This is a genomic window from Variovorax sp. CCNWLW186, assembly GCF_037203865.1.
Classification (GTDB): Bacteria; Pseudomonadota; Gammaproteobacteria; order Burkholderiales; family Burkholderiaceae_C; genus Variovorax.
The window spans coordinates 1-11,366 of the sequence record NZ_JBBCBO010000045.1 but is presented as its reverse complement, the minus strand read 5'-3'; the positions used below and the strand labels follow the sequence as shown (position 1 = coordinate 11,366).

The window sequence follows — 11,366 nt, the reverse complement described above, 5'->3', positions numbered from 1 at the left end:
CGCAGCGAAATAAAGGAGGAGGCCGCAGGCCGGGGGACATTCGCGGAGCAAGGTACCCCGTCGGCGGGTGCGCGCCCTGAACCGACAAGCGCAAGAACCAGAATTCAGACCACCGGCACCCGCACCGAATCCGCAGGATTCACCTGGCGCCGATACAGCAACAACGTGGCGACCAGCCCGCAGACGGCCGCCGCGGTCATCCACAAACCCGGTGCGCCCTTGTCGCCCGTCATCTCGATCAGGCCCGTGGCAATGGCCGGCGTGAATCCGCCGAACAGCGCGGTGGCCAGGCTGTAGGCCAGCGAGAAGCCGGCGGTTCGCACGTTGACCGGCATCACCTCGGTGAGCGCCACCACCATCGCGCCGTTGTAGCTCGCGTAGAGGAACGACAGCCACAGCTCCACTTCGAGCATGCGCGCGAAGCTCGGCGCGCCTACCAGCCACTTGAGCGACGGGTACGCGGTCAGGATGGTCAGCGCCGTGAACAGGATCAACAGCGGCTTGCGGCCCACGCGGTCGGAGAGCGCGCCCATGATCGGCAGCCAGATGAAGTTGGAGATGGCCACGCACAGCGTGACGACCAGCGCATCGGTCGTGCTCAGGTGCAGCACCGACTTGCCGAACGTGGGCGTGTAGACCGTGATCAGGTAGAACGACACGGTGGTCATCGACACCAGCATCATCCCCGCGACCACCAGGCCCCAGTTGGCGATCATCGACTGGAAGATTTCGCGCGCATCTGGGCGATGCTTGCGTGCCATGAACTCCTCGGTCTCTTGCAGCGAACGTCGGATGACGAACAGCACCGGCACGATCAGGCAGCCGACGAAGAACGGAATGCGCCAGTAGAAGTCGCCGATTTGCTGCGAGGTGAAGGTCACATTCAGCCAGTAGCCGAGCGCTGCCGCCACGATGATTGCCACCTGCTGGCTGGCCGACTGCCAGCTCACGTAAAAGCCCTTGCGCCCCGGCGTTGCCATTTCTGACAGGTAGACCGAGACACCGCCCAGCTCCACGCCGGCCGAGAAGCCCTGCAGCAGCCGTCCGACCAGCACCAGCAGCGGCGCGGCAAAGCCGATGGTCGCGTAGGCCGGCACGCAGGCGATGAGCAGGGTGCCCAGCGCCATCAGCGCGAGCGTGACGATCAGGCCCTTGCGGCGGCCCACGCGGTCGACGTAGGCGCCAAGAAAAATCGCGCCCAGCGGCCGCATCAGGAAGCCCGCGCCGAAGGTCATGAAGGTCAGCATCAGCGATGCGAACTCGTCGCCCGCCGGGAAGAAGGCCTTCGAGATCTGCGTGGCGTAGAAGCCGAACAGGAAGAAGTCGAACATCTCCATGAAATTGCCGCCCGTCACACGCAGGACGGTGGCGAATTTCGAGGAAGAGGAGGAAGAGGACGTCGAAGCAGCGGCTGTGGCGGCGGTGGTGCCTGGAGCGGCGCGGGCGGCCGGGCCCGGTTGCGCGGCGGTGTGCGCATGATTCATTTCGTTGTCCCCTTGGGCGAAGTAGTTCGCCCCAAGGGTAGGCCGGGGTTCCCGACCGCTGCCTGACCAGTGCGGTCAGGTACCTGTCACTGCCGGCTTTTACTTCAGGTCTTGTTTCAGGTCTTGTATTTGACCGAGCAGCCGTACGGCCGCGTCGAGGCTGCAGAGATCGGCTTGCCGCCGAAGGCTTCGCCGAGCGCCTGGTTCACGTAGTTGGTCGCGCTCTTGATGTCGTCGGGCCGGGCCGAGGCAATGCTGTCGATGCCGCCCGCGTACACCAGCACGCCCTTGGGGTCGATGATGAAGATGTGCGGCGTGGTGCGCGCGCCGTAGGCCTGGCCGATCACGCCGTCTTCGTCCATCAGCACCGCGGTGGGCGCGGCCTTTTGCGACTTCATCCATGCATCGAGCGCGGCAGGCTGAAGGTAGTCGCTGGCTGCGCGCTCGGTGGAGTTGACCGACAGCCACACCACGCCCTTGGCCGTGGCCGACTTTTGCGTGGCGGGCATGTTGCCGCTGTTGTAGTGCTTGCGCACGAACGGGCAGCCCGGGTTGGTCCACTCGAGGACCACGAACTTGCCGGCAAAGTCGGAGAGCTTGTGCTTGGCGCCGCTGGTGTCCACGGCAACGAAATCGGGCGCCTGCTGGCCCACGGCAGGCGCTGCAAAGGCGTTGTTGCCCATCAGGAAGGTGGCGCCGAGCGCCACGGCCGCGGCCACGACGGCGCGGCGCGAGGCGCGGGTGAGGGCGGCGCGGGCGTGGCGCGCGGCACGAATGGAACGCGAGTCGGACGATGGCGAAAGTGACATGGCCAGCTTGAACTCCAGAATAAAAAAACAAACAACGGCGACAGCTTAGGCCGCTTTTCTCAAGTGCATGTGACAACCCATGTCACGCCGGGGGTCAAAGCGCGGCCAGCGCTGCGCGAACTTCGTCCTTGCCCAGGATTTCGGTCAGGACGACCGGCGGCTTGCCGGGCGCCTGCAGCACATACAACGGCACGCCGCTACGGCCAAGCGAGGTCAGGGCGGCGGTAATGGCGGGGTCGCGGCGGGTCCAGTCGGCACGCAGCATCGCGACCTTCTTGCCGTCGAAGTCGGCCAGCACCTCGGCATCGGCCAGCGTGGCCTTCTTGTTGTACTGGCAGGTCACGCACCATGCGGCCGTGAAGTCGATGAACACCGGCTGCCCCGCGCCCGTGAGCTCGACCACGCGTTCGGCCGACCAGGGCTGCCAGCGCTGGCCGGCATTGGAGGAGGACGCGAGCTTGGCCGGCTCCACCGTCTGCAGCACGTTGCGGCCGATGGCCGCGGTGAGCACCGCGGTAAAGGCGACCAGCACCGTGGCAATGACCAGCCGCGCGCGGCCGCGCAGCGTCAGCGCCCAGACGATGGCGGCCATGCACACCAGCAGCGCGAGCAGCGTGCCCGCGCCGTCGATGCCGCTTTGCTGCCCCAGCACCCAGACCAGCCACGCGACGGTCGCGAACATCGGGAACGCCAGCAGCCGGCGCAGCGTGTTCATCCACGGTCCGGGCTTGGGCAGCAGCCGCGCAATGGCCGGAACGAAACCGGCCACCAGGTAGGGCAGCGCCAGCCCGAGGCCCAACGCCGCGAACAGCAGCAGGGCCTGCGCGGCGGGGAGGCCGATGGCAAAGCCGAGCGAAACGCCCATGAACGGCGCGGTGCAGGGCGAAGCGATCACCACCGCCAGCACGCCGGAAAGAAAGTCGTTGGCGATCGGGTGCTTGGCCTGGGCGGAACACACCGACAGCGGTGCCGCGCGGCCGAACTCGAAAACGCCCGCAAGGTTGAGGCCGATGAGCGTGAACAGCGCCGCCAGCGCCGCCACCACGGCCGGCGATTGCAGCTGGAAGCCCCAGCCGAGCTGGGCCCCCGCCGCGCGCAGGGCGAGCATGGCGCCGCCCAGCGCGAGAAACGAGAGCATCACGCCGCCCGTGTAGGCCAGGCCCGCCGTGCGGTGGGCGCTGCGGTTGCCCGCCTGCCGCGCGAAGCCCAGCACCTTGATGGCCAGGATGGGAAACACGCAGGGCATGAGGTTGAGCAGCAGGCCGCCGAGCACGGCGCCCAGCAGCGCGACGACAAAAGTGCCGGCGGGCTGGGCCGGCAAGTCCGCGGGCGGCGCGGGGGCGGCAGCCGCATTCGCCGCATTGGCGGCAAGCGCGGCCTGCAGCGCGGGCGAAACCTCGGCGCGCGGCGCGGTGGTCGGCCAGGTGCCGCTGACCGGCGCCTCGGTACGCCAGGCCACCGGCTGGCCGGGCTGCCGGTCGCCTTCGGCCAGCGTCACCACCAGCGGCAAGGTGGTGGGGCTGGCGCTGCGCTGGTCGGCCAGCGGCAAGGTGGCGGTCCAGGTGCCGCCCTGCCAGCTTTGCGTCCAGTCCTTGCCCGAGACCGCCGCGGTGCGGATCAGCTCGGGCGTTTCGGGGAAGAAGCCAAGGGTCTTGCCCTGCGCGGCCGCGGGCAGGCCTTCGAGCCGCACCTGCAGGTTGTTGCCGCTGACTTCCACGGTGCCCGGCTTGTCGAGCGGCTGCGGCTGTGCGGCCTGGGCGGCGTCGAACTCGGCCTTGTGCAGCGCGGTCGAGCCCTGCAGCGGCAGGGCCAGCGTGAACTCGCCTTCCTCGGGAATGCATTCCTTGCGGCACACCAGCCAGGTGGCCTTCAGGCGGATGTCGAGGCCCGAGGCGCCTGTGCCCAGCGCCAGCGGCGGCTTGAAATTGCTCGACACCTCGAGCGGCACCGGCAGCAGCACCGTGCCCTCGTAGCCGTAGTTGGCGAGATTGCCGATCGGGATCTTCTTCGGCACCGGCCAGGCGATCTCGCCGGCGGCGACGCCCGCCGGGAGCGTCCAGTTCAACTCGGTCGGCAAGCCCGAATCGCCGGCGTTCTTCCAGTAGGTGTGCCACTCGGGCTGGTGGGTGATCTGCAGTCCGACCCAGACCGGTGCGCCCGGGGACACGCCGTTGGGCGCATGCGCGACCAGTTCGGCGCGCACGTGGGGGGTGGTGACGACAGCACCTGGCTTGGAGGCCAATTGCGCTGCGGCCGGCATGCAGGCTGCGGCGGTTGCTACCAGAAACGTAGCTAAAAAATGAAAGCGGGAGAGGATCATGCCGATCAGTCGGAGCGGGCGGGCGGTGCGAAGTTCCGGGCAGTATGGGCGCTCAAGCGGCCCAACCCAGCACCACGCGGCGGCTGTTGGCGCTCTTTTTCTCGATTTTGGTGACTATCACCGCGCCAATCTCGGCAGTGTTTGCAACATGCGTGCCGCCGCAAGGCTGAAAGTCGATCTGCGCCTCGCCCTCACCGCCGATGCGAATGGTGCGCACCGTGCCCGTGCCGCGCGGCGGCTGCACGCTCATGCTCTTCACCAGCGCCGGGTTGGCGTCGAGCTCTTCGTCGGTGATGGCGCCCACGGTCAGCGGATGGGCCGCTTGCACCAGCCGGGCGAGGCCGGCGGTCAGCGCTTCCTTGTCGAGCGGGTCGGTCATGTGGAAGTCGATGCGCGCATAGTCGGGCGTGATCGAGCAGCCATTCACGGGCACAGGCACCAGGTGGCACAGCAGGTGGCTGGCGGTGTGAAAGCGCATCAGCCGGTGGCGGCGCTCCCAGTCGAGGCGCGCGGTGACTGTATCGCCCGGCTTCAAGGCAGCCAGCAGTTCGGCCTGTTCGGGCGCGGGCACGTGAACGAATTCGCTGGTGGGCTGGCCTTCTTCATTCTTGGCCTTGCGGGTGTCGGCAATGACCACTTCGCGGCCGTCCGCCAGCGCCAGCACGCCCGTGTCGCCGGCCTGTCCGCCGCCGAGCGGGTAGAACACGGTGCGGTCCAGCACGATGCCGGAGTCGTCGATGCGCAGGATGCGGGCTTCGCAGGCGCGCAGATACGCATCGGCGCGGAACAGGTCGTCGGTCATGCGGCGATGGTAGCGGCGATGCGTGAATGAGGTGCGCCCACGCCAAAAAGCGCCCATGACCGACAGTCCCCGCGGGTGCCGTCCGCATGATCTGTCCGGATGCGGCCTGGTTGCCGCAAACAACCAAGGAGAGCGAATGAAGGTCCCTGACATCGCCGTTTCCTCGCTGGCCTCCAAGGCCACTGTGACCGCAGCAGTCGCCGCCGCGCTGGCGCTGGCCGGCTGCGGTGAAACCGCCAAGGTGGCGCCCGAAGCCACCGTCGGGCCGCGCCCGCAGTTGGCCGAGCCCAACAAGACGCTGATTCCCACCGTCAACGTGGCCACCGCCGTGGGCTGGGCCGATGCCGCCGCCCCGAAGCCCGCCACGGGCTTGCGCGTGCAGGCGCTGGCGCGCGGGCTGGACCATCCGCGCTGGGTGTACACCCTGCCCAACGGCGACGTGCTGGTGGCCGAAAGCAACAAGCCCCCCAAACCGGAAGGCGCCGACAGCAACAGCGGCCCCATGGGCAAGATCCGCAAATGGGTCATGGACAAGGTCATGAGCCGTGCCGGTGCCGGCGTGCCCAGCCCCAACCGCATCACGCTGCTGCGCGATGCCGACGGAGACGGCGCCGCCGAAGTGAAGCAGGTGTTCCTGTCGAACCTGAGCTCGCCGTTCGGCATGGCGCTGGTCGGCAATGAGCTTTTCATTGCCAACGCCGATGCGCTGGTCAAGGTGCCGTACACCGAAGGCCAGACCGCGGCGAGCGCTGCGCCCACAGTGGTGACGCCGCTGCCCGCGGGCATCAACCACCACTGGACCAAGAACGTGATTGCCAATGCGGAGGGCACCAAGCTCTACGTCACGGTCGGCTCCAACAGCAACATCGGCGAGAACGGGCTGGCGGCCGAAGAAGGGCGTGCCGCCATCTGGGAGGTGGACGTGAAAAGCGGCGAGAAGCGCCTGTTTGCGAGCGGCCTGCGCAACCCCAACGGCCTGGCCTGGCACCCGGAGACCAAGGAGCTCTGGACCGTGGTCAACGAGCGCGACGAGATCGGCAGCGACCTGGTGCCCGACTACCTTACCTCGGTGAAGGACGGCGCCTTCTACGGCTGGCCCTGGAGCTATTTCGGCAACCATGTGGATGCGCGCGTCACGCCGCCGAACCCGCAGATGGTCGCCAAGGCCGTCGCGCCCGACTACGCCCTGGGCTCCCATGTCGCGCCGCTCGGCCTGGTCTTTTCGGACGGCCGCGGCATGCCGCCGCAATTTGCGAGCGGTGCCTTCATCGGCGAGCACGGCTCGTGGAACCGCAAGCCGAAGTCGGGCTACAAGGTGGTGTTCGTGCCCTTCACCGGCGGCAAGCCGAGCGGGCCTCCGGTCGATGTGCTGACCGGTTTTCTCTCGGCGGACGAAAAGGCGCAAGGCCGGCCCGTGGGCGTGGCGCTCGACAAGAGTGGCGCCCTGCTGGTGGCCGACGACGTGGGCAACGTGGTCTGGCGCGTGTTGGCCGCGAAGTAGCGGCCGGCGCCGTTCGTGCTCATCGGCGTTGCTGTGGCGGCCGGCTGATGCGGTAGAGCCGGTGCCGGCGCAGCGCATGCCCCTCGGGCAGCGCAGGGTGGTCGAACGCGCCGGCCACGTCTTCATGCATGCCGATGCGTTCCATCACTGCCGCCGACCGAAGGTTGCCGACGGCGGTGAATGCCACGATCTCGTCGAAACCGAGCCGTTCGAAACCGATCTGCAGCGCGCCGCGCGCAGCCTCGCTCGCAACCCCCTGGCGCCACCACTTTCTGCCGAAGCGCCAGCCGATCTCCACGCAGGGTGAGAAGGGCAGCGCGGCCAGCGGCACGTTCAGGCCCGTGAAGCCGGCGAATTCGCCCGAATCCTTGTGTTCGACAGCCCAGAAGCCCCAGCCGTTCTCGTCGATGCGAGCCTTCAGGCGCTCGGCCAGTGCATCGCTGTCGGCCCGCGTGGGAAGCGGCAGCAGAAACGCCATGACTTGGGGGTCGGCCGCGAGCGCGGCAAAGGGCGCGAGATCGCTCTCGCGCCACTGCCGCAGCCGAAGGCGCGGGGTTTCGAATTCGATCAGGGGCGGGGTGATGCTGTCGGCCATGCGGCCGATTGTGCTCAGAACCCCGCGAGCACCACCTTGCCCTGCGCGGTGCCGCTTTCGATCAGCGCATGCGCCTTGCGGAGGTTGGCCGCGTTGATGGTGCCGAAGCTCGCGTTCGCCGTGGTGCGGATGCGGCCCGCGTCGACCAACGCCGCCACCTCGGCCAGCAGCGCGCCCTGCTCGGCGATGTCCGGCGCTTCGAAGCGCGAACGCGTGAACATCATTTCCCAGTGCAGCGAGATGCACTTGGTCTTGAGCGGCATCGCGTCGAGCGTCGGCAAGTCGTCGATCACCGCCAGCTGGCCCTGGGGCTTGAGGCTTTCGATGATCTGCGCGTAGTGCTGGCCGGTTTGTGTGAGGCTGGCGACCATGTCGACTTCGCCGATGCCCGCGGCCTTGAGCTCGGTTGCAAGCGGCTTCGAATGGTCGATGACCGCGTGCGCGCCCAGTGCCAGGCACCACGCCCGCGTCTCGGCGCGCGAAGCCGTGGCCACCACGCGCAGTTGCGTGAGCTGGCGCGCGAGCTGGATCAGGATCGAACCGACGCCGCCGGCGCCGCCGGTAACCAGCAGCGTCTGCCCCGCGCCGCCGCCTTTCGGCACCTTGAGGCGATCGAACAGCAGTTCGTAGGCGGTGATGGTGGTCAGCGGCAGTGCGGCAGCCTGCGCATCGTCGAGGCTCTTGGGCGCGAGGGCCGCAATGCGCTCGTCGACGGCGTGCAGTTCCGCATTGGTGCCGGGCCGGACGATCGAGCCTGCGTAGTACACGCGGTCGCCGACCTTGAAATTCTTCACCCCGGCGCCGACGGCCTCGACCGTGCCCGCGGCGTCCCAGCCCAGCACCTTGGCGTGGCCGGCTTCGGGCGCCATGTTCTTGCGCACCTTCGTGTCGACCGGATTGACCGAGACGGCCTTGACGCGCACCAGAAGGTCGCGCGGACCGACCGCGGGCGTGGGCAATTCGATGTCCTGCAGCGACTCGGGGTTGTCGATGGGGAGGGACTGGTAGTAACCGATGGCTTTCATGTCGAAGGACCTTTCTTGAACGATGGCTCGACTGTAGGATGGCAAATGAAAATTGATAAGACTGCCGGTTGAAGCAACACCTTCAAATGAAAATTGAAAATCTCTCGGACCTGCAGGTGCTGGTGCAGACCGCGCGCGGCGGCACCCTGACGGCAGCCGCCCATGCGCTGGGCATGACGCCCGCTGCCGCCAGCGCCACGCTCAAGCGGCTCGAAACACAGCTGGGCGCGCGGCTGTTCGAGCGATCGACCCGCGCCATGCGCCTGACATCCCAGGGCCAGACGCTGCTCGATTACGCCGTTCGCGCCTTCGAGCTGCTGGACGAAGGCGAATCGCTGGTCACGGCCGACCGTGGTGAGCTTGTCGGCACCTTGCGCGTGGCAGCCCCCTCGGACCTTACGCGCAGCACGCTGCTGCCCTGGTTCGACGAGTTCCTGGCGCTGCACCCGGGCGTGCAGCTGTCGCTTTCGGTCGGCGACCGGCTGCTCGACGTGACCCGCGACGAGGTCGACGTGGCGCTGCGCTACGGTGCGCTGGCCGATTCACGGCTTGTGGCGCGACCGTTTGCGCTCACCAACCCGCTGCTCACCGCATCGCCCGGCTACCTGCGCCGCCATGCCGCGCCCAAGACGCCGCATGACCTGCTGCACCACAACTGCCTGACCTTCGATCGCGGCGGGCGCCGCCACCGCACCTGGCGTTTTGCACAGAACGGCCAATGGACCGAAGTGCGCGTGAAGGGCGACCGCAGCGTGGACGACGCCTCGCTCGCGCGCGAGTGGGCTGTGGCCGGGCGGGGCATCGTGCTGAAGTCGGCGCTCGACGTGCGGGACGACCTGCGCAAGGGCACGCTGGTGCGCCTGCTGCCCGAGTGGGAGACCGAGCCCTATCCGCTGCACGCACTGCTGCCGAGCGGGCGCTTTGTGCCGGCGCGCGTGCGGGCGCTGGTGGATTTTCTGGCTGCCAAGTTCGACGCGCTCGCGCCGATGCCCGGCTAGATCATCGGCGTGACGGCGCCGTCCATCGCCACGATGGCGCCGGTGATGTAGCTCGCCTTCGGCGATGCCAGGAACACGACCGCATTAGCAATTTCTTCGGGCGCTGCAATGCGCCCGAGCGGCAGCCTCGCCTTGGCGCGCTGCAGCGCCTCTTCGCTGCCGATGCCTTGCAGCTTGGCATCCGCCTTCAAGCCTTCCTGCAGCCGCTCGGTCAGCGTGAGGCCCGGGTTCACCGCATTCACCCGCACGCCCTTGGCCGCATAGGCCGACGCCATGCCGGCGCTCACCAGCATCAACGCCGCATTGGCCGCGCCGCCCGCCATGTGAACGGGGCTCGCGACCTTGCCGCCCTGGCCGATCACGTTGACGATGGCGCCCTGGCCGCGCTCGCCCATGCGCTTGACCACCGGGTCGATCATGTGGATGTAGGTGAAGTACTTGGCGTCCATGGCGTCGTGCCAGGCGGCCGCGTTCAGTTCGTCGGGCGGCGTGCGGCGCGCGGCACCCGCGGAATTCACCAGCACGTCCACCGGGCCGAAAGCCTGCTCGGCGGCATTGAGCGCGGCCACGGCGCCGGCCGGATCCTTGAGGTCGGCGGCGTGCACCGACACCCGGCCCTCGGCCTCGGCAAACGCCTCGACCAGCGTCTTGCGGCCCTGCTCCAGGTTCTGCAGATCGCGCGAGACCAGGCTCACACGCGCGCCCTCGCGCAAGAAGCCCAGCGCGCAGGCCAGGCCGATGCCCTTGCTGCCGCCGGTGATGAGAACGTGCCGGTCCTGGAGCTGGAGATCCATGTGAGAGTCCTTGACTTGAATCGTGAATAGAAAGAAAGAAGGCCACGCGGCGCGGGATCGCGTGGATTGAATCACCGCTCTAAGATCGGCGGATGAATGCATCCTCGGTATCCCTGCCCCGCTACTGGTCTCAACTGACGACGCGCGACTTTGCCGCGCTCGATGTGGCAGCCACCGTCGCGGTGCTGCCGCTCGGCGCGACCGAACAGCACGGCCCTCACCTTCCGCTGGGCGTGGACACCGTGCTGGCCGACGGCATCGTGGCCGCGTCGCTGCCGCTGCTGCCGGCCGATCTTCCGGTGCTGTTCTTGCCAACGCAGCAGATCGGCCTGAGCCCCGAGCACGCGCGTTTCGCGGGCACCCTCACCCTCTCGGCCGAGACCGTGATCCGCATGTGGAAGGAAATCGGCGCCGGCGTGGCGCGCGCCGGCGTGAAGAAGCTGGTGCTGTTCAACGCGCACGGCGGCCATGTGGGCGCTATGGACATCGTGGCGCGCGAGCTGCGCGCGGAACACGGCCTCATCGTCTACAGCGTGAGCTGGTTCAACCTTCCGCTGGGCGATGCGGGCGCGCAGTTCGGCGCCGGCGAGCATCGCTTCGGCGTGCATGCGGGCGATATCGAAACCTCGATGATGCTGGCGCTTGCGGCGCAGCAGGTGCGCATGGCCGAGGCGAAGAACTTCCGCTCCACCTCCGAGCAGCGCGCAGCGGACTACGCGATTCTCGGCAACGGCAAGAGCGCGAAGCTCGGCTGGGCCATGGAGGACTACAACCCGCAAGGCGCGGCGGGCAATGCGGCCGCGGCGACTGCTGCGCGTGGGCAGGCTGTTGTCGATGCGGCTGCGGAGCAGTTGGCGTTGTTGTTGGCTGAGGTGTCTCGGCTGCCGTTGGATACGGCCAATACTGGGCCGCTGCCTTAGTCATTGGTTCGCTTGCTTGGCTGCCTTGTTCAGGGCGGCGTACCCGCCGACGGGGTACCTTTCTCCGCGAATGTCCCCCGGCCTGCGGCCTCCTCCTTTATTTCGCTGCGCAAGGCAC

At 68.1% G+C, this 11,366-nt stretch carries 10 protein-coding genes; 3 read left to right on the top strand and 7 right to left on the bottom strand.

Translation table 11 applies throughout. From position 1 onward, the window contains the following. Positions 1-104 precede the first annotated feature (104 nt). The 4 genes from V9K97_RS27110 to V9K97_RS27095 form a co-directional block, all read right to left on the bottom strand. Positions 105-1,484: an MFS transporter gene (locus tag V9K97_RS27110; protein WP_337321917.1), complete on the bottom strand. Its 1,380-nt coding sequence runs from the start codon at positions 1,482-1,484 to the stop codon at positions 105-107. A gap of 116 nt (positions 1,485-1,600) precedes the next feature. Continuing rightward, positions 1,601-2,293 carry a redoxin domain-containing protein gene (locus tag V9K97_RS27105; protein WP_258503881.1) on the bottom strand — a complete coding sequence of 231 codons (693 nt, stop codon included), beginning with the start codon at positions 2,291-2,293 and terminating at the stop codon, positions 1,601-1,603. A gap of 94 nt (positions 2,294-2,387) precedes the next feature. Next, on the bottom strand, positions 2,388-4,613 hold the full coding sequence (locus V9K97_RS27100) for a protein-disulfide reductase DsbD family protein (protein WP_443304339.1): 2,226 nt from the start codon (positions 4,611-4,613) through the stop codon (positions 2,388-2,390). Between the two features lie 52 nt (positions 4,614-4,665). Then, positions 4,666-5,415, bottom strand: a complete 750-nt coding sequence (locus tag V9K97_RS27095; protein WP_337321916.1) for an alanyl-tRNA editing protein — start codon at positions 5,413-5,415, stop codon at positions 4,666-4,668. Positions 5,416-5,551: 136 nt separating this feature from the next. On the opposite strand from V9K97_RS27095, the gene V9K97_RS27090 reads away from it, so the two are divergent. Further along, the gene (locus tag V9K97_RS27090) at positions 5,552-6,916 is read left to right on the top strand and encodes a PQQ-dependent sugar dehydrogenase (RefSeq protein WP_337321914.1); all 1,365 of its coding nucleotides are present in this window, start codon (positions 5,552-5,554) and stop codon (positions 6,914-6,916) included. A gap of 19 nt (positions 6,917-6,935) precedes the next feature. Here V9K97_RS27090 and V9K97_RS27085 read toward each other — a convergent pair whose 3' ends face one another. Then, positions 6,936-7,511, bottom strand: coding sequence for a GNAT family N-acetyltransferase (locus tag V9K97_RS27085; protein ID WP_337321913.1), 576 nt, complete (start codon positions 7,509-7,511; stop codon positions 6,936-6,938). 14 nt (positions 7,512-7,525) lie between these two features. Next, positions 7,526-8,536 (bottom strand): zinc-binding alcohol dehydrogenase family protein, encoded by a 1,011-nt coding sequence (locus V9K97_RS27080; RefSeq protein WP_337321911.1) that lies wholly within the window; start codon positions 8,534-8,536, stop codon positions 7,526-7,528. A gap of 86 nt (positions 8,537-8,622) precedes the next feature. On the opposite strand from V9K97_RS27080, the gene V9K97_RS27075 reads away from it, so the two are divergent. Beyond that, on the top strand, positions 8,623-9,534 hold the full coding sequence (locus tag V9K97_RS27075) for a LysR family transcriptional regulator (protein WP_337297989.1): 912 nt from the start codon (positions 8,623-8,625) through the stop codon (positions 9,532-9,534). Here the strand turns inward: V9K97_RS27075 and V9K97_RS27070 are convergent. Next, on the bottom strand, positions 9,531-10,328 hold the full coding sequence (locus tag V9K97_RS27070; RefSeq protein WP_337321910.1) for an SDR family oxidoreductase: 798 nt from the start codon (positions 10,326-10,328) through the stop codon (positions 9,531-9,533). The genes V9K97_RS27075 and V9K97_RS27070 overlap by 4 nt on opposite strands. A gap of 92 nt (positions 10,329-10,420) precedes the next feature. On the opposite strand from V9K97_RS27070, the gene V9K97_RS27065 reads away from it, so the two are divergent. Further along, positions 10,421-11,248 carry a creatininase family protein gene (locus tag V9K97_RS27065; protein WP_337321908.1) on the top strand — a complete coding sequence of 276 codons (828 nt, stop codon included), beginning with the start codon at positions 10,421-10,423 and terminating at the stop codon, positions 11,246-11,248. Positions 11,249-11,366 lie beyond the last annotated feature (118 nt).